This window comes from Adhaeribacter terrigena, from assembly GCF_016623615.1.
In the GTDB taxonomy this organism is placed as follows: domain Bacteria; phylum Bacteroidota; class Bacteroidia; order Cytophagales; family Hymenobacteraceae; genus Adhaeribacter_A; species Adhaeribacter_A terrigena.
Map to the genome: position 1 here is coordinate 150,295 of NZ_JAEHFX010000009.1, position 16,727 is coordinate 167,021.

A 16,727-nucleotide genomic window follows, 5' to 3' on the forward strand; every position below is an offset into this window, starting at 1 on the left:
TAGGGGGGCACGATCCGATAAAAGGAGCTGAATCAGTTGTTTAGACGAGTTCAATTCTGAGAATTCACTGATCTTGAAAATCCTGATCCATACAGTTAAATCTGAATCCTGACAAACCCATCATGTTAATTGAAAAGCAAAAGGAAGGACATTGGTTGTTGCCCAATTGGACTTAAAAACAACTGGCACTGATAATTGTCATGCCGGAATAAAACCGTTTTTACTGTTTTCGAAACTTTTCTGTTGTACCTTTGCAACAAAGTTGTAAACCGTGCTGCTGAAAGAGGTTATTTATTTGGTACAGAAAGATTTCATTCTGGAGTGGAGACAGAAATATGCCTTCAATGGAATGCTATTGTATGTAGGCAGCACTGTTTTCATCTGTTACCTCAGCTTCAGCCTGCGTTTCAGCGGCCTGCAGGTACCAGTCTGGAATGCGCTGTACTGGATCATTCTGCTCTTTACGGCCGTGAACGCCATCTCCAAAAGCTTTACCCAGGAAAACCGCGGACGCTTGCTTTACTTTTATAGTCTGGTAAGTCCGCAGGGGGTAATTCTGGCCAAAATTGCTTACAACGCAGCTTTAATGCTGGTTTTGGGTTTGCTTTGCTTCTTTTTCTACGCGGTAATTATTGGCAATCCGGTACAAGATATTCCCATGTTCCTCGTTTCGATTTTGCTGGGAGCTTTGGGTTTTGCCACTTCGCTTACGCTGGTTTCCGGCATTGCGGCGAAGGCGGCGAACAGCTCGGCCTTAATGGCAGTGCTGAGTTTTCCGGTAATTGCGCCCATGCTTTTAATGCTCATGAAACTTTCCAAAAACGCCATCGATGGCCTGGACCGTTCGACCAATTTAGATGAACTCGCCATTTTGGGAGCTATAAATGTAATTGTAATTGCTACATCTTATATCCTGTTCCCATTCCTGTGGCGGACCTGATTTTGAATGATTAGTGATTAATGAATAATGATTAATTATTCGCAGATAAGAATTTGAATAAAATAAAATGAAGGTCGAAGATTCGAAGATTCAAATCTCAAAAATACGAACATTCGAACATCGGAAAATCGAAAATACGAAAATGAAAAACTGGTGGAAATTTGTAACGGTGGCGCTGCTGCTTTATTCGGTTACCATGGGGTTCCTGGGCGAAGTTCCCCGCCTGGCGATCCTGAACGAAAGCATCCGTAACCTGTATTTTCACGTGCCGATGTGGTTTGGCATGCTGGCTATTCTGGCGGTTTCGGTGGTTTATTCTATTAAATACCTGAACAACCCAACGCTGCGCAACGATATTATTGCCAAAGAGGCCGCCAACGTAGGCATTCTGTACGGCATTTTAGGCTTGCTTACCGGCATGGTTTGGGCGCGTTTTACCTGGGGCGCCTGGTGGGTGAACGACCCGAAACTGAACGGTGCGGCCATCGGCATGCTCATTTATTTTGCCTACCTGGTGCTGCGTAGTTCCTTTGCCGAACAACAACAAAGAGCCCGCATCAGCGCTGTTTATAACATTTTTGCCTTCGTAACTTTGGTGCCTTTATTATTCATTCTGCCGCGCCTTACCGATTCTTTGCATCCCGGCAACGGCGGCAACCCTGGCTTTGGCGCTTACGACCTGGACAGCAACATGCGCCTGATCTTTTATCCGGCTGTTTTAGGCTGGATCGGGCTGGGTATCTGGATCTTAAACCTGCGCGTGCGCCTCGAAAATCTTAAATTCCGCTTTTATGAAAATGCTTAAAAAATACGCTGCCAGTTTATTAGCCTTTTTCTGGCTTCTGCTCAGCATTCCGGCTTTTGCCCAGAATCTGGCCGAAATTGAAATGGCCGATCAGCTTCGCGCCGACGGTAAAATTTACGTGGTAGTAGCCGTGTTAACTGTTATTTTAGCTGGCATCCTGGTTTTCCTGTTCATGCTGGATCGCAAACTTAGCCGGTTGGAAAAAGAATTGAAAGCTTAATAAGACATAAGACACTGGACATAAGATTTAAGATTAATAAAACGGTATGATAAACGTTCTAAAAAGTCCTTCATCTTTTCTCCTTTATCTTTTATCTCAGGAATAAATAAGAGTAAAAAAGTGCCGTAGCTGAATTAAATGCCTGTTTCGGGTGTTCTGAGCGAAAGCACGAATAAGTGTAAACCAATATGAAAAAGACGCACATAATCGGGATCATTATCATTGCCTTGGCCATTGGTATTATCATGACTACCGCCGGCGATGCCAGTACTTACGTTTCTTTTTCCGAAGCTATTGAATTAGCGGAAGATGGAAATAATAAAAAAGTGCACGTGGTAGGTCGCCTGAAAAAAGACGAACAGGGCCACATTCTGGGTATGCAATACGACCCGTTGAAAGACCCGAATTACTTCAGCTTCATTCTTTCCGATACCAATAAACTGGAACAGCGCGTGGTTTATTTTAACCCCAAACCGCAGGATTTTGAGCGTTCCGAACAGGTAGTAATTACCGGTAACATGAAAAACGACGTCTTCATTGCCGATAAAATCCTTCTGAAATGCCCTTCCAAATACACCGAAAACGAAATTAAAGCCGGCGAAGGAAAACCAAAAACGGCAAGCCTTTAAATAATTAATAATTGATAATTAATAATTAATAGTGTTTTTAAAGCCTGTTAATTCCTGATTTTCAATTTCTAATTATTAATTCTTAATTATTAATTAAAAAGTAATGATCAATACATTTATCGGCGATCTGGGGCATTTAAGCGTAATCCTGGCGTTTGTGGCCGCAATCGTATCGGCGCTGGCTTATTTTATGGCGTCTTACAAGCAGCCGCTCGGGCAGGATAAGCTCGATTGGAAACTGATGGGCCGCGGCGCTTTTATTGTGCACGTAATTGCGGTTTTAGGCATCATCGGCAGCTTATTCGAAATCATTTACAGCCACCGCTACGAATACCATTACGCCTGGAGCCACTCTTCCAACCATTTGCCAACCCACTACATGATCTCGTGTTTCTGGGAAGGCCAGGAGGGAAGTTTCCTGCTCTGGATCTTCTGGCACACCATTCTGGGCCTGATGCTGATAAAATTTAACCGCAAATGGGAAGCGCCAACCATGGCCGTTTTCGCGTTCGTGCAGTTGTTTTTAACGTCCATGATCCTGGGCGTGGTGATCGGCGACCTGAAAATTGGTTCATCGCCGTTTATTCTGCTCCGCGATTTCATGCCCGATGCGCCGGTTTTTAAACTCGATCCGAACTTTATTCCCAAAGATGGCAACGGCCTGAACCCTTTATTGCAGAACTACTGGATGGTAATTCACCCGCCAACCTTGTTCCTGGGTTTTGCGGCTGCTTTGGTACCGTTTGCGTTTGCCATTGCCGGCCTCTGGAAAGGCGAATACACCGCCTGGCTGAAACCGGCTTTCCCATGGACCTCCTTTGCGGCCATGATCATGGGCGTAGGTATTATTATGGGTGCTTACTGGGCTTACGAAACCCTGAACTTTGGTGGTTACTGGAACTGGGACCCGGTAGAAAATGCGGTGTACATTCCGTGGCTGACGTTGATCGCGGCGGTGCATACCATGGTTATTTACAAGCGCAGCAAATCAGCTTTACGTACCACGTATCTGTTGGTAATTGTGTCGTTTTTGCTGGTGCTTTATGCTACTTTCCTTACCCGTAGCGGTATTTTAGGCAATGCTTCGGTACACTCTTTCACTGACTTAGGCTTGTCCGGACAGCTGTTTACTTACATGGCGGCGTTCTTTATCCTGGCAATCGGGATGATGGTGTGGCGCTGGAAAAAGATTCCGGCTACGCAGAAAGAACTGACCACGTATAGCGCCGAACTTTGGGTTTTCATTGGCGCAGCCGTATTGTGCCTGGGTGCTTTCCAGGTTTTAGCTACTACTTCCATTCCGGTTTACAACTCGTTTATGGGTTTTATCGGCCTGAAAACCAACGCTGCTTTACCAGCCGATCAGATCGGGCATTATACCAAGTTCCAGCTTTGGGTGGGTGTGGCTATTGCAGCGCTTTCGGGTTATGCCCAGATCATGTGGTACCGCAAAAACGAAAAAGAGAATATTTCCAACGCCTTAGCCATTCCCCTCATTCTTACCTTCCTGTTCAGCGCTTTATTCCTGTTACTGGGTAAAATTGGCTGGATGCCGGCCGTAGACATTACCAAGGAATGGATGTACGTAATTCTGTTGCTGACTTCCTTGTTTGCCATTTTCTCGAACCTGAGCATGATGTTCACGCTCATGCAGAAAAAGATCGCGCTTTCCGGCGGCGCCATTGCGCACATTGGTATGGCCATGATCCTTTTCGGTATTCTGTACTCGGCGGGCTATTCCAAAGTGGTTTCCGAAAACATGTCGGGTTTGCTTTATTCCCGCGAATTTCCAGATGAAATGAACCGCGACAACGTGCTTTTATGGCGCAACCAGACTACCGAAATGAATGGCTATAAGGTTACTTATAAAGGCCAGTTCATGGAAGTAAAAGGTGTGCCGGAATATGTGAACAAGCAGATCCTTTTCCCGTTGGTAGATCCTTACAAAGCTTTGGCGCGGGCTGATATAAAGCAAAACGGGAAAACGTATTTTAAAACCGGCGATACGCTGGAAATAATTCCGGAGAATACGTATTACGAAGTTGAATATAAGAAGGACGGCGAAACGTTTACGCTCTGGCCGCGTGCACAGGTAAACGAAGAAATGGGCTTGCTGGCTTCTCCGGATATTAAAATGTTTGCCAACCGCGACCTTTACACCCACGTTTCCTCTATTCCGCAGCCCGACGAAGAAAAAGAATGGAGCGAAGTTAAAGAACACCTTATCGGGATTAAAGACACGATCTTTATTAACGATTACGTGGCCGTGCTTTACGGACTGGAAAAAACCACCGCGGTGCAGGGTATCGATCTGAATTTAGCCGAAGGCGACGTAGCCGTACAAGCTGATATGAAAGTTTTCGGGGAAAATAAGGAATACCACATTCACCCGGTTTTTGTGATCAAAGACAAACTGATGGGCCGTATTCCGGATGAAGTAGAAGACCTGGGCATCCGGATCACGTTCAACAACATCGACCCGGTAATGAACAAATTCAGCTTTGGCGTGGAAACTACCCAGAAAGACTACATCATTATGAAAGCCATGGAAAAACCGTTCATCAGCATTATGTGGATCGGCGTTTTCGTAATGACGGGCGGCTTTATCATGGCCATTGTTCGCCGCAATAAAGAAAGCAAAGCAGATTCTTCTGATGGTAACGACCGTCCGAAAGTAATGGCGAAGCAACGCAAGAAGATTGTCGCGTAAAATTCTGATCTGAAATTAAAAAAGCCGTACCGAAGAAATTCGGTACGGCTTTTTTGTTTGCAGTTATGCTCCTCAGTTTTTCACCAGCCGTTTTCTGGATATTACTCCATCCCGGGAAATCAGATCAGCAAAGTAAAGCCCTTTGGGCAGATCGGCTACCGAAATTTCAGTTGAGTTTTGAGCACTAAAATCATAGCGTTTTATCAGCTTCCCGCGCAGGTCGTAAAGGTTTAATTGCGTAACTGCATTTCCTGAAATTTGAAGTATATTCTTTACCGGATTTGGGTGAAATGTAAGTTCCGGATTTTTGGGATTTGGTTTTACTCCCAGGAATTCACTTACCACAAAGGTTGCAGTCATAATATCGGTGTAAACCTGAATGCACTGGTTTTGATCGGATGATAAGATCGCTTTATAGTGCAGGGTGTAGTTTCCGGGCGGTATAAAGCCTACCTGTAAAGTATCCCGAACGTGGCCCATCATCGAAGCCGGGCCTTCATAATAACAGGCACTGATAAAGAGGATGTCGTTTATAAAAGCAGATGTATAATTAATTCTGAACGAAGGCTGATAATGCGCAATGATATGCGTAATAACTTCCATATTATTTCCGCCTTGGCTGCTTTGCCTAACAAAAACGGTATCGATTTGCATTGCAAAACTGGTTGCCGGGCTCAGCAAACCGGATAAAAGCAACAAGAGTAAGGCCTTTTTCATACTGCAGTTTTCGTTTAAAAGGGAAATAAACTAAATAGAGGTCGCAGGAAAAAGCGGAAGGGTTGCCTGTTGTTTTGAAAAATTAAAATGCAGCTTTCAGATAGAATTGTCAGTATTTAATAATGCAATGCTTGCCCTGAAAACGCCAGGGTTTAAACCGGAAAACTGCGGTATGATGCCTGGTTACTTCTTTGTTCTGAATAATTGTTCGAATGCTTTATAAACACCCAGGTGCAAGGCGTCGCCGTGATCCTGTTCGGCCAGGAAGGTGTAGTGCAACGGGGCTTTGTGCTGCGGTTTTAGTTTTTCGTAAAGTTCTTTGGCCGTTCTTTCCATTACTTCCCCTTCTTTACCCACGGCAATATAAATGGCTTTCCGGGTGGCTTGCGGATGCGGCTTCACTTTTAGCAGCGATTCGTTGTCCCACCAAAGGCTGGGGCTTACAATAATGTATTGATCGAATAGGTCGGGCCTTTTAAATAATATCTCGGTGGCCAGCAAGCCGCCTAATGACTGGCCGATAATGGTTTTGCTATTGTTAGTAAGATACTGCCGGTTGACGAAAGGTTGTAATTCCTGTTCTAAAAACCGGATGAACTTTTCAGAGCTACCGGTGGTCGGGAAGTCGGCTTTGTCTTTTACCACGGTAGTAGGAAAGGTATAATCCCGTTTGCGGTTTACGTTGCTTATGCCCACCACAATGGTTGGCGGGAGCATCTGGATCCAGGGAAAAGAGCCGAATTGTACGAGCCCGGCCACGTGAATGAAATCTTCATCGCGGGAGCCATCCAGTAAATAGATAACCGGATATTTTTCAGGACCATTTGCAGCATAGCCTTCCGGTAAATACACGTTTATTTCCCGGTCTTCATTCAGGATCGGCGACCGGAACGTAAGGGTTTCCCCAATGGTAAATCCTGCCTTTTTACTGATCTCCGGCAAATGCTGCGCCCGGAGTATGAAATTTGTGAAAAACAGAAGGATCAGGATGATGGCATTTCTTTTCATCGGAAGTTTTTAAGATTGCCTGCAAATTACTGTGAATATTTAATATACTTTACCGGCCTGCACTTTTTGCCTCGCTTCCGATAGCATTTTTGCTTCCGCAATCACCTCGGCCGGATAGTTATTCAGTTCCAGGATCCGGATGGCGTTGGTGGTTTTCAGGTTGCCGGTTTTAAGTTTATAGTCGAAATGAATGCCGCCGTTTTCTACCGTTTCGCTGAAATGATAGAGGTTATAGCCTTCCTGCAGGTAATCGGTGAGTTCAAGATCGTGGGTGGCAATAAAAACAAGGTTGCTTTTTTGGTTCAGGTAACGGAGCACGGCTTTGCCGGCCGCAATGCGTTCGGTAGTATTGGTGCCTTTAAACAGTTCGTCGAGCATGAATAAATTCGGATGTGGCTGCCGGCTGGCGTTGAGCATCTGTTTAATAGAAGCAACCTCTTCAAAATAGTAGCTTTTCTCGCTTAAAAGATCGTCCGAGATCCGGATGGCCGAATGAACGTGCAGGCGCGGCAGGCAAAAGCTCCGGGCACAGCAAAAATTCAGCGTCTGGCCCAGAATTGTATTAATGCCTATGGTACGAATAAAAGTGGTTTTGCCCGACATGTTGGAACCGGTAAGCAAAGCCGAACGGTTTTCCAGGTGAATAGAATTGGCCACCGCGCCGGGAATTAAGGGGTGGTAAATTTCGGCGGCTTGCAAGTGTTTTTCCGGCCCATCAAAAAATTCCGGATAACAGGAATAGGGCAGGCTGCTGCGGAAAGCATCGATGGTTAAAACGGTATCGATTTCGCCTACAAAAGTAAAAAGCTCCTCTAATTGCGGGCGGTGCTTTTCCAGCTTCTTCAGCACGTGGAACAACAGGATCGGCTCGAAGAGGAAAAGCGCTTTTATTATTTCAAGCACGGCTTCCCCCAACTGACTGAAATCTCCCTCCATTTTAGACTCTAAAGCGAAAAAGCGCATGTGTTTACCAAGCTTATCTATGCACAAAACCGCATCCTGAAGTTTATCGGTTTTGTTGAATGCATTGGTTTTCAGAAGCTTTTTGGTAACCTGTTGTAAGGTCAGCAGTTGCGGAATGGAAGCGGTATATTGAAAAAGATTATTCTTATTCCAGTAATGAATAATGAAATTGCCGGCCAGCAAAACCAGCAGCAGCACAATGAATGGCGGATAAAAAACGGTAAGCAAAACCGAAAGAAAACTCAACGCCGAGAGCACCGGAACCAGCCAGAACCACTTAGGTTTCTGAAGGTGCTTTTCCTGAAACAAGGAGGCAATGTAATAGGCTTCGGGTTTGCGCAGGCGGTAAAGCTCGTTTAAAACCGTTTGTTTCAGCGCCGCATCCTGCTTAAAAATGTTTATCAGCGCTTCCGTTTTTTTGCTTCGGTTTTCGTTAGCCGGAATGGTGCGGAAAGCATTGTACAAATACTGCTGGCCTACTTTGGAAACCGTGCGGTCCAGCATCATAAACACTTCATCCAGGTCCAGGTCGTGGTAGGTTTTATCGGAAATAACCTGGGTGGCGTTTTCAGGAGTACTTTTTGAAAAGTAACGCGCTATTTTACCGAAGTTGAAAGAATCTGTTTTGGGCAGGTGGCAGTTTTTAAGGAAAAGAGCTTTTTCTTTCGATCCGAACATGGAGCTTGCAATAAAATTTCAGAAAAAAACGCCGGGTAACTGCGCCGGAAGAAAAATCGTGAGCTTAGCTGCGTTCAGGTAAAATAAAACAAAAAAAGGTGTAACAAAAAATGCTACACCTGAATTATCTTTAAAAAGCGGTTGGTTTAAACCAGTTTCACGCGTACGGCAGTAGGTCCTTTCTGGCCCATTTCCACCTCAAAGGTAACCTTATCGTGCTCTTTAATAGGAGAAGTTAAGGCGTTTACGTGCACAAAAATGCTTTCCTGGGTTTCGTGGTCTTTAATAAAGCCGTAGCCCTTGGAATCGTTAAAGAACGTAACCGTTCCTTTCCGGATCACATCTACCGGCTCCATATCTTCCTGCTTCGAAACGCTGATGCGGATATCTTCCTGCTTGATCTCTTTCTTTTTCTTCGTCGGATCTGGCGGCGTAGACACAATGTTGCCATCTTCGTCCAGGTACGCCATCATGTCGTCCAGGCTTTTGCCTTTATCGGAGTTGGCTTTGCGTTCTTCTTTCTTAGCCTCTTTATCCTGCTTTTTCTTAGCCCGCTTTTTCTCTTGCTCTTTTTTGTTAAATGTTTCCTGCGATCTGCCCATATAATATCGTGTTCATTATCCGGTTCCGGCTACGTGCCGATTTCTTGTCTTACGTTCTGTTCCGGGTAATGCTATATAAATTTAAGATTTTTTTACGACATTATTGCTACAATTATTTGCCTGAAGCTAAATAAAAATGGCGAACCGACGTTTTACCAGATTTAACCGGCCAAAACCCGGAGTTTACGCATCGCGCCAGCCCGGAAATTTATTTTTTAAGCAGCCGCTGACGGGAAAGCTCGCCTTGGCGGGAAGTGGTTTCCAGCAGGTAAATTCCTTGGGGAAGATGCTGAAGATCCAGCGTAACCGCCGTTTCTCCCTGGAAAAATTCTGTCCGGATAAGTTTGCCCGTAAGCTCGCGCAGGGTTATTTGTTTTAACGGACTGCTTTCAACCAGAATAAAATCATTTACCGGGTTGGGGTAAAAGGTTGGTGCTGCAATCTTTGAAACATTTTTAGTCCCTAAAGGCGAACTAACTACAAATGCTGTAATTTTTTTATCAGTAATTGTAGAATCGCAGACATTTTGATTAATTGATCTGTACGTTTTGAAATGTAAACCGCGTACTGTAGAAGGCAAAGAGCCAACCTGAAGCGTATCCCTAATATAGCTATATCCTAGAAGCCGACCAGAGAAGTAACATGCATGGAGGTAAAGCGTATCGTTGGTGAAACTTGATGAATAGCCAATGCGCGCTGATGGAGAAGATCTGAGCTCCACGAAAGCAATAACTTCCAGATCGTTGTTTACACCAGGATTGCTGTTTTGAATTCTTAAGGAAAGAATCTCCTGACCAAAACCGGCCTTCGGACTTAATATAACGAGCAATAAAAAAAACAGTAGCGCTTTTCTCATAAAATATAATATGCAGAATGATCGGAAAATCTTTTGGTAAATATCATCTAAAAAATTTGAAAAGCTATCTGTTGTTTAAAACATTGTTTAACTTAATCTGAAAAACTGCATCAAAAAATCCTTCTTTAAAAAACGCTATCTTTCCGCATGGAAAAACCGGCTTATAAAATTGCGCTGCTGGGTGCCGGAAACGTAGCCTGGCATTTAGCGCCGGCTTTGGAAAAAGCCGGTCACGAAATTGTTTACGTGTACAGCCGCACCTTAGCAAACGCCGAAGCTTTAGCCCAAAACCTGAAAGCGGCGCAGGCCACTGATCAGCCCGATTTCTCACAAACGTCCGCCGACCTGTATATCATGGCCGTAAAAGATTCGGCTTTGCCGGAATTGCTGCAAGCGGCCGTTTTTCCGGAAAATAGTTTAGTGGCGCATACTTCCGGCACTTTGCCTTTAATGGTTTTCGAACCTTATAAAAATATTCGCGGTGCGGTTTTTTATCCTTTGCAAACCTTCAGCAAAAATACGCCGGTAAGTTTCCGTAATATTCCTTTCTGCCTCGAAACCACCGATGAAAACGCTATGCTTTTGCTGCAAAAAACTGCCGGAAGCTTAAGTGAACAGGTTTACAAAGTGAATTCGGAAGAAAGGAAAATCCTGCATCTGGCGGCGGTTTTTGCCTGTAATTTCACCAACCATTTATTCGGAATTAGCGCGGAAATTCTGCAGCAAAATCACCTCCGTTTCGAAATGCTGCAGCCGCTGGTAGAACAAACCGTGCAGAAAGCTTTCAGCCAGAATCCGTTCTCGGTGCAAACCGGTCCCGCCATCCGCCATGACGAAAATACCATTCAAACGCAACTGCAATTCCTGCAAACCAACCCCACTTACCAGCAGATCTACGAACTGCTTACGCGCAGTATTCAGCAAAAGAGTTGATTTTCACGTGGAAACGGTAGGGTTTTGGCCCGGAAAACTGCCCGCCAAAACCCGTTTTGATTAGGGCCACTTGTTGCCTACCTTTGCACCTGCATTATAGCTTGTGAAATGAAAGCAGTAAATATTACGTTTAAATTTTCCGACGGCCAACCCGACCAGACGCTCACCGGCGTGCAAGGCGAATCGGTGCTGGATGTAGCCCTCGATAATAATATACAATTGCAACACAATTGCGGCGGCGTGTGCGGTTGCAGTACCTGCCACATTTACGTAGAAGCCGGCATGGACGATCTTCCGGAAATTTCCGATAAAGAAGAAGATTTTATTGACCGGGCCATCGATCCGCGCCTCAATTCCCGTCTGGCCTGCCAGTGCGTGATCCAGGGCAACGAAGACGTGGTAGTAACCATTCCGGATCAGGATTTCCTGGGACACTAAAATTTAAATTGCTGAATGGTTTAATGGTTAAATTGTTTATCAGTTTTCCCGGAATTTATCTGAACCAACCATTTAGCCATTAAACCATTAAACAATTCAACTAGATGGAAAATAAGAATTTCGAACCGCCCATTCACTGGAACGATTACGAAGATATAGCGCAGGGACTTTACGAAAAATTCGGCGATGATTTTACCGAATCGAAGATTTACCGCATCCGCTTTACCGATCTGCTGGAGTGGGTTTTAAGTTTGCCGAATTTTGCCGGAACCCGCGAACAAGCCAACGAAGGCCACCTGGAGCAGATTCAATCGGCCTGGGTGTACGAATGGCGCGATAACCAGTAAGTTGATTTTCTCCGGGAATTGAATTTCTGTAATGGAAAAAGCAAGGCCAAAACTTAAGATCCCGTTAACCACCTCCGATAAAGTGCTCGAAGCATTTTGCTGGTGTGGTTTGGCGGCTATCTGGGTTGCGGTTTTTTTTGCTTTCGCCCAATTACCCGATACCATTCCGCTCCATTTTAATGCATTAGGTAAAGCTGACTATCTGGGTACCAAAACCAATATCTGGTTAATTCCGGTTTTTACTTCGGTTTTGGTTGCCGGGCTTGGTTTGCTGGGCCGCTATCCGCATACTTTTAATTATTTAGAAGAAATTACGCCCCAAAATCCCGCCCGTAATTACAAAATGGGGGTAAGGCTTATGCGCTACCTGCGGCTTTTTATGATCGTGCTGGGCGCAGCCGTTTTAACGGTTACGGTTAGATCTGCGGGGCAAGACCAGCTTGTGAGCCAAAGCAATCCGGCCGTAATTACAATCTTAATATTGGTAATGCTTTTGCCGGTTGCAATTCTTATTTACCTGGCGCGCCGGAGCGAAAATAATTTAACCCGAAAATGAGTAAATATCTTCCCGATTTCAGCGCCATTACCACCTTTGTTTTCGATGTGGACGGCGTGCTGACCGATGGCACCATGCTGGCCTTTGCCGATGGCGAACAGGTACGCGCTTTTAATATTAAAGACGGCTACGCCATAAAACATGCCCTGAAACGCGGCTACAAAGTGGCTATTATTTCCGGCCGCAACGAAGTGGGTGTGCGCCGCCGGCTGGAATCTTTAGACGTGGAAGATATTTTTCTGGGAATAGATAACAAGCTCGACGTTTTCGAAAATTACCTCTATATGCAGGAAGTGGACCCGGATAATGTGATCTACATGGGCGACGATATGCCGGACCTGGAAGTAATGCAGCACTGCGGCATTGCCGTTTGCCCCGCCGATGCCGCCACCGATATTCTGGCTATTTCTGACTATGTAACAAATGCTGGGGGCGGAAAAGGGGCTGTCCGGGAAATAATTGAACTGGTTATGAAGCAGCACCAGGAATGGTAACCTGCTAAAACGAACAGGTTACCCGGAATATTTTACTGTTTACCTAAAATAATGCGTAATTAAAAGAGGGAATTGTTGCATTTTTAGAAAAAGTCTATAAATTTACAATCATAACAATTCATCATTCACTTTTTTTTATTCATCATTCATTTTTTTTTAAGTTTATTTTTTATGAAAACAGGAACAGTAAAATTCTTTAATGAGTCAAAAGGTTACGGCTTCATTACAGACGACAACACCAAAGAAGATTTCTTCGTGCATGTAACGGGCTTAAACGGTGCCCAGATTCAGCAAAACGATAAAGTTGAGTTCGAAACGCAGGAAGGTAAAAAAGGCATCAATGCAATTAACGTGAAGCGCGTTTAATTGCCCCAGAATATAATCATCATCACTACTGCAGGAAGCCGCTCTAAAGAGTGGCTTTTTGTATTTTAAACCCGCAGCTTTTTTGTAGGTTTGCTATCGGAATTGCGGTTAAAACTTCCATCGTTTGAAGTGAGATTACGAATTCCAAAATTCAATCATTCTAAAATTCAATAGTTCCAGATTGCGCAACCTGCTTTCGCTCATCCGCTTTCCCAACCTGCTCATTATGGTGCTGAGTCAGAGCCTGGTGCAGGCTTGTTTGCTGTTTCCGGATCTGCCGCTTCTGGAAGCGCTACATTTTAAATTCTGGCTTTTAACGCTCTCTACCGCTTTTATTGGTGCTGCCGGCTATGTTATTAATGATTATTATGATATTAAGATAGATACCATTAACAAGCCCGATAAGATTATTGTGGGCCGCGAACTTAGCCGCCGGAAAGCCATGTTCGGGCATCTGGCTTTGTCGGCGGTTGGGGTGGTTATCGGCTTTTTACTTTCTTTAAAAGTAGGCTTGGTAAATCTGGGCGCCGTTTTATTGCTCTGGGGGTATTCTGCCGATCTGAAAAAACGGCCGCTTTCCGGCAACATTACCATTGCTTTTCTGGCGGCCAGCATGGTTTTAGTGGTTGCAGTGCTGGCCCGGGAAGATAACCTGGGCGTGTGGGCGTATGCAGCCTTTGCCTTCGTAAGCACCCTGATCCGGGAAATAATTAAAGACCTGGAAGATATGAAAGGCGATGCCGTGCACGGCTGCCGCACCTTGCCCATTGTAGCCGGCATTCAGCAAACCAGGATTGTTTTATACGCGTTGCTGATCTTGTTTTACACCCTGGTTTTAGCTGCGAGTTTTTACCGGCAAAACGATACCTTTTTTGGCGTGTACCTGGGTTTGGCGGTGTTAGCCCCCGGCCTGATGATCGGAGTGCAACTGCGACGTTCGGACCGTAAACGCCATTTTGCCCGCCTTAGCCTGCTTTGCAAATTCATGATGCTGGCCGGTACTATTTCCATGCTTTTCTTCCGGTTTTAGAACAGATGCCCGGTTTTAATTTTGCATTTTTCAGACTGCAGTAATTGGGTTTTATGTGTTGTAAGTGTCTGGAAATAAGGTTTTTGTATGTGATAATTAAAGACCTTTGAAGTTTTTGGGTTTCACTGCAATTATTTCGCAACCCGCGTAAAAACCATTACCTTTCAGAAGGCTGCCGGGAAAGAGAGCCGGTGGGTAAATTTATTTTTCATTCCTGATCTTTCAACTGAAACGCTATGCTTTTTACCCTGAAAACTGCTTTGCTTGTATTGTTTTTGAGTTGTTGTTTCGGGCTGGAAAGCCGGGCTGCTGCCGAAGATTCAATTCAAACCATCAAGCCCAAAAGGAAACTTAGTTTAACTCCATTTCCGGCCTTGTTTTCTTCGCCTGAAACTGGGTTTGGTTTCGGGGCTTTGGTGGTTCCGGTTTATAATTTCGGAAACGATTCGCTTACCCGCAGCTCTACGGGGCAATTATTGGTTTATTACACCACTAAAAAACAAACTTCCGCGCAGCTTTCCTACACCATTTACACCAACCGCGAGCGCTTTGCCATTCTGGGCGAAACCAATTATTTCGATGCGCCTATTTTTTACTACGGCACCGGCAACCGCAATTCCGAAGCCGATAAAAGCCTGATCTCCTATAAGCTCCTGCTCACGCAAAACCGGGTGCTGAAACAATTAAAAAAGAACGTTTTCCTAGGTGGCCAGTTTCAGGTTATAAACGTAGGCAAAGCCGAATTCAATGCCGAAGAAGGCTTGCTCGATGAACGCCCGGCAGACGAGCTGAACGGCTACACCGCCGTTGGTTTAGGTCCTGCTTTTCTGTTCGACAGCCGCGATAATTCCATAAATGCATACCAGGGAAGTTATGTAGAGATCGGTAGCTTTCTGAACGGGAAAAGTCTGGGCAGTGCGTTTAATTTTACCCGGCATACGGTAGATGTGCGCAAATATTACCCGCTGTCTGCTAACCAGGTTTTTGCCGTGCAGGCCAAAGGGATTTTCGAGACCGGCGATGTACCTTATCGCGAACTGGCTTATTTTGGCGGCCACCGTAACCTGCGCGGTTTTTACGAAGGCCGTTACCGCGATAAGCAACTGCTCCAAACCCAGGCCGAATACCGCCTGCATTTCGCCAAGCGGCACGGCGCGGTTTTGTTTGCCGGTCTCGGCGAAGTAGGTGAGAAGCTGCAGGATTTTGAGCTGGAAAACAGCAAATTCGGCTACGGCATCGGTTACCGTTTTATGCTGAATACTACCGATAAAGTAAATATCCGGATCGATTATGCCATAAAAGGTAGTTACCAGGCGTTTGCAGGCGGCATGAGTGGTTTGTATTTTGCCATCGGCGAAACGTTCTGAATCGCGGATTCAACGGATTCAGTGATTCCATAGATCTTTTTGAAAATCATGTCCATTATTGGATCCTGAAAAATCTGTCAATCCTGAAATCTGGATTCAGACAAAAATCCTGTTTATCGTTTCAATCCTAAAAATCCTGTTCAGACTTTTTTGCTTTAAAACCATAGCGTTTTTTACAGAAAAAGTACCGGTTCCATACAAAACCGCTATATTTGTGCTTGTCTTTTCATCCTATGGCAGACACGCAAGTAAAAAACATTGTCATTTTCGCCTCCGGCTCCGGAAGCAATGCCCAGCGCATTTTAGAATACTTCGAAAATCATCCGAACATCCGCGTAGCAGCTCTTTTTTCCAACAATCCTGAAGCATACGCTTTAAAACGTGCTGAAAATTTTGGCGTGCCGGCGTTTACCTTCACCCGCGCGGAATTTAAAGACGGAACGGTGCTGGAAAAAGTAAAAAGCTTCGATCCGCAATTAATTGTGCTGGCCGGTTTTCTGTGGCTCATGCCCGAAGGTTTCGTAAAGGAATTTCATAACAAGATCATTAATATTCACCCGGCTTTGCTGCCAAAATATGGGGGCAAAGGCATGTACGGTCATCATGTGCACGCCGCGGTGGTGGCCGCGCAGGAAGCTGAATCAGGCATTACGATCCACTACGTAAATGAGCATTTCGACGAAGGCGAGGCCATTTTGCAGGAACGCTGTGCTGTAAAACCAGGAGATTCGGCAGAAGAAGTGGCGGCGCGGGTTCTGGAACTGGAACACAAGCATTTTGCACCCACTATTGAAAGACTTTTGAATGGTTAAATTGTTGAATGGCTGAATGGTTGAAAAACCTTCGGCCATTTTTGTTTTATAGAATTTGAATAGAGATCGCTGATCATGATTTTTAAATCCGGAACTTTTCTGTAGCCGGTCTATTGCCCGCGGGTTTGGAATTACAGATCTGGGGGATTGATAAATCCCCGGCAGATGGCTTTCGGATGAAAACCTCCGGAAGAGCAGATTAATTTTCTGATTTCCATATTCGCTCATTTACACAATTTATAAATAGCACATTAAA

19 protein-coding genes are annotated in these 16,727 nt (G+C 45.0%); 14 read left to right on the forward strand and 5 right to left on the reverse strand.

Annotated elements, in window-relative coordinates; translation table 11 throughout:
- Window positions 1–271 precede the first annotated feature (271 nt).
- The 5 genes from I5M27_RS16005 to ccsA (I5M27_RS16025) all read left to right on the forward strand — a co-directional run bounded on the left by I5M27_RS16005 (window position 272) and on the right by ccsA (I5M27_RS16025) (window position 5,304).
- Entirely contained in the window at window positions 272–940 is a 669-nt protein-coding gene (locus tag I5M27_RS16005; protein WP_200507334.1) for a heme exporter protein CcmB, read from the forward strand.
- A 142-nt stretch (window positions 941–1,082) separates the two neighbouring features.
- Window positions 1,083–1,745 (forward strand): cytochrome c biogenesis protein CcsA, encoded by a 663-nt coding sequence (gene ccsA, locus I5M27_RS16010; RefSeq protein ID WP_200507335.1) that lies wholly within the window; start codon window positions 1,083–1,085, stop codon window positions 1,743–1,745.
- A complete protein-coding gene (locus tag I5M27_RS16015) occupies window positions 1,732–1,965 on the forward strand; it encodes a CcmD family protein (RefSeq protein WP_200507336.1) in 234 nt (77 codons plus the stop codon). Before ccsA (I5M27_RS16010) ends, I5M27_RS16015 begins: the two co-directional genes overlap by 14 nt.
- Before the next feature lie 188 nt (window positions 1,966–2,153).
- Complete coding sequence (locus I5M27_RS16020) at window positions 2,154–2,594, forward strand: cytochrome c maturation protein CcmE domain-containing protein (RefSeq protein WP_200507337.1); 441 nt, start codon at window positions 2,154–2,156, stop codon at window positions 2,592–2,594.
- 103 nt (window positions 2,595–2,697) lie between these two features.
- Window positions 2,698–5,304 (forward strand): cytochrome c biogenesis protein CcsA, encoded by a 2,607-nt coding sequence (gene ccsA, locus I5M27_RS16025; RefSeq protein ID WP_200507338.1) that lies wholly within the window; start codon window positions 2,698–2,700, stop codon window positions 5,302–5,304.
- A 72-nt stretch (window positions 5,305–5,376) separates the two neighbouring features.
- Here the strand turns inward: ccsA (I5M27_RS16025) and I5M27_RS16030 are convergent, their stop codons facing one another.
- The 5 genes from I5M27_RS16030 to I5M27_RS16050 form a co-directional block, all read right to left on the reverse strand.
- Entirely contained in the window at window positions 5,377–6,021 is a 645-nt protein-coding gene (locus I5M27_RS16030) for a T9SS type A sorting domain-containing protein (protein ID WP_200507339.1), read from the reverse strand.
- A 183-nt stretch (window positions 6,022–6,204) separates the two neighbouring features.
- On the reverse strand, window positions 6,205–7,029 hold the full coding sequence (locus I5M27_RS16035; protein WP_200507340.1) for an alpha/beta hydrolase: 825 nt from the start codon (window positions 7,027–7,029) through the stop codon (window positions 6,205–6,207).
- A gap of 39 nt (window positions 7,030–7,068) precedes the next feature.
- Window positions 7,069–8,670 carry a MutS-related protein gene (locus I5M27_RS16040; RefSeq protein ID WP_200507341.1) on the reverse strand — a complete coding sequence of 534 codons (1,602 nt, stop codon included), beginning with the start codon at window positions 8,668–8,670 and terminating at the stop codon, window positions 7,069–7,071.
- 146 nt (window positions 8,671–8,816) lie between these two features.
- Window positions 8,817–9,272, reverse strand: coding sequence for a cold-shock protein (locus I5M27_RS16045; protein WP_200507342.1), 456 nt, complete (start codon window positions 9,270–9,272; stop codon window positions 8,817–8,819).
- A 208-nt stretch (window positions 9,273–9,480) separates the two neighbouring features.
- Window positions 9,481–10,128 (reverse strand): T9SS type A sorting domain-containing protein, encoded by a 648-nt coding sequence (locus I5M27_RS16050; protein WP_200507343.1) that lies wholly within the window; start codon window positions 10,126–10,128, stop codon window positions 9,481–9,483.
- Window positions 10,129–10,275: 147 nt separating this feature from the next.
- Here I5M27_RS16050 and I5M27_RS16055 point away from each other — a divergent pair, with 147 nt between their 5' ends.
- The 9 genes from I5M27_RS16055 to purN all read left to right on the forward strand — a co-directional run bounded on the left by I5M27_RS16055 (window position 10,276) and on the right by purN (window position 16,471).
- Window positions 10,276–11,061, forward strand: coding sequence for a Rossmann-like and DUF2520 domain-containing protein (locus I5M27_RS16055; protein ID WP_200507344.1), 786 nt, complete (start codon window positions 10,276–10,278; stop codon window positions 11,059–11,061).
- Window positions 11,062–11,169: 108 nt separating this feature from the next.
- A complete protein-coding gene (locus I5M27_RS16060; protein WP_200507345.1) occupies window positions 11,170–11,499 on the forward strand; it encodes a 2Fe-2S iron-sulfur cluster-binding protein in 330 nt (109 codons plus the stop codon).
- A 104-nt stretch (window positions 11,500–11,603) separates the two neighbouring features.
- Entirely contained in the window at window positions 11,604–11,846 is a 243-nt protein-coding gene (gene iscX, locus I5M27_RS16065) for a Fe-S cluster assembly protein IscX (RefSeq protein ID WP_200507346.1), read from the forward strand.
- Between the two features lie 31 nt (window positions 11,847–11,877).
- Window positions 11,878–12,402 (forward strand): DUF1648 domain-containing protein, encoded by a 525-nt coding sequence (locus tag I5M27_RS16070; protein WP_200507347.1) that lies wholly within the window; start codon window positions 11,878–11,880, stop codon window positions 12,400–12,402.
- Window positions 12,399–12,896, forward strand: a complete 498-nt coding sequence (locus I5M27_RS16075) for a KdsC family phosphatase (protein ID WP_200507348.1) — start codon at window positions 12,399–12,401, stop codon at window positions 12,894–12,896. The genes I5M27_RS16070 and I5M27_RS16075 overlap by 4 nt, the downstream gene beginning before the upstream one ends.
- A 171-nt stretch (window positions 12,897–13,067) precedes the next feature.
- On the forward strand, window positions 13,068–13,262 hold the full coding sequence (locus I5M27_RS16080) for a cold-shock protein (protein WP_200507349.1): 195 nt from the start codon (window positions 13,068–13,070) through the stop codon (window positions 13,260–13,262).
- A 181-nt stretch (window positions 13,263–13,443) separates the two neighbouring features.
- Complete coding sequence (locus I5M27_RS16085; RefSeq protein ID WP_200507350.1) at window positions 13,444–14,292, forward strand: geranylgeranylglycerol-phosphate geranylgeranyltransferase; 849 nt, start codon at window positions 13,444–13,446, stop codon at window positions 14,290–14,292.
- Window positions 14,293–14,528: 236 nt separating this feature from the next.
- Window positions 14,529–15,659, forward strand: a complete 1,131-nt coding sequence (locus I5M27_RS16090; RefSeq protein ID WP_200507351.1) for a BamA/TamA family outer membrane protein — start codon at window positions 14,529–14,531, stop codon at window positions 15,657–15,659.
- Window positions 15,660–15,892: 233 nt separating this feature from the next.
- Complete coding sequence (gene purN, locus I5M27_RS16095; protein ID WP_200507352.1) at window positions 15,893–16,471, forward strand: phosphoribosylglycinamide formyltransferase; 579 nt, start codon at window positions 15,893–15,895, stop codon at window positions 16,469–16,471.
- The last annotated feature ends 256 nt before the right edge of the window (window positions 16,472–16,727 follow it).

What these genes read in the sequence shown, in the direction of transcription:
- I5M27_RS16090 (WP_200507351.1), top strand. Translation starts at nt 14,529, where the DNA reads ATGCTTTTTACCCTGAAAACTGCTTTGCTTGTATTGTTTTTGAGTTGT.
- iscX (WP_200507346.1), top strand. Translation starts at nt 11,604, where the DNA reads ATGGAAAATAAGAATTTCGAACCGCCCATTCACTGGAACGATTACGAA.
- I5M27_RS16020 (WP_200507337.1), top strand. Translation starts at nt 2,154, where the DNA reads ATGAAAAAGACGCACATAATCGGGATCATTATCATTGCCTTGGCCATT.
- ccsA (WP_200507335.1), top strand. Translation starts at nt 1,083, where the DNA reads ATGAAAAACTGGTGGAAATTTGTAACGGTGGCGCTGCTGCTTTATTCG.
- I5M27_RS16040 (WP_200507341.1), bottom strand. Translation starts at nt 8,670, where the DNA reads ATGTTCGGATCGAAAGAAAAAGCTCTTTTCCTTAAAAACTGCCACCTG.
- I5M27_RS16070 (WP_200507347.1), top strand. Translation starts at nt 11,878, where the DNA reads ATGGAAAAAGCAAGGCCAAAACTTAAGATCCCGTTAACCACCTCCGAT.
- I5M27_RS16055 (WP_200507344.1), top strand. Translation starts at nt 10,276, where the DNA reads ATGGAAAAACCGGCTTATAAAATTGCGCTGCTGGGTGCCGGAAACGTA.
- I5M27_RS16045 (WP_200507342.1), bottom strand. Translation starts at nt 9,272, where the DNA reads ATGGGCAGATCGCAGGAAACATTTAACAAAAAAGAGCAAGAGAAAAAG.
- I5M27_RS16035 (WP_200507340.1), bottom strand. Translation starts at nt 7,029, where the DNA reads ATGAAAAGAAATGCCATCATCCTGATCCTTCTGTTTTTCACAAATTTC.
- ccsA (WP_200507338.1), top strand. Translation starts at nt 2,698, where the DNA reads ATGATCAATACATTTATCGGCGATCTGGGGCATTTAAGCGTAATCCTG.
- I5M27_RS16030 (WP_200507339.1), bottom strand. Translation starts at nt 6,021, where the DNA reads ATGAAAAAGGCCTTACTCTTGTTGCTTTTATCCGGTTTGCTGAGCCCG.
- I5M27_RS16015 (WP_200507336.1), top strand. Translation starts at nt 1,732, where the DNA reads ATGAAAATGCTTAAAAAATACGCTGCCAGTTTATTAGCCTTTTTCTGG.
- I5M27_RS16060 (WP_200507345.1), top strand. Translation starts at nt 11,170, where the DNA reads ATGAAAGCAGTAAATATTACGTTTAAATTTTCCGACGGCCAACCCGAC.
- I5M27_RS16080 (WP_200507349.1), top strand. Translation starts at nt 13,068, where the DNA reads ATGAAAACAGGAACAGTAAAATTCTTTAATGAGTCAAAAGGTTACGGC.
- I5M27_RS16075 (WP_200507348.1), top strand. Translation starts at nt 12,399, where the DNA reads ATGAGTAAATATCTTCCCGATTTCAGCGCCATTACCACCTTTGTTTTC.
- purN (WP_200507352.1), top strand. Translation starts at nt 15,893, where the DNA reads ATGGCAGACACGCAAGTAAAAAACATTGTCATTTTCGCCTCCGGCTCC.
- I5M27_RS16050 (WP_200507343.1), bottom strand. Translation starts at nt 10,128, where the DNA reads ATGAGAAAAGCGCTACTGTTTTTTTTATTGCTCGTTATATTAAGTCCG.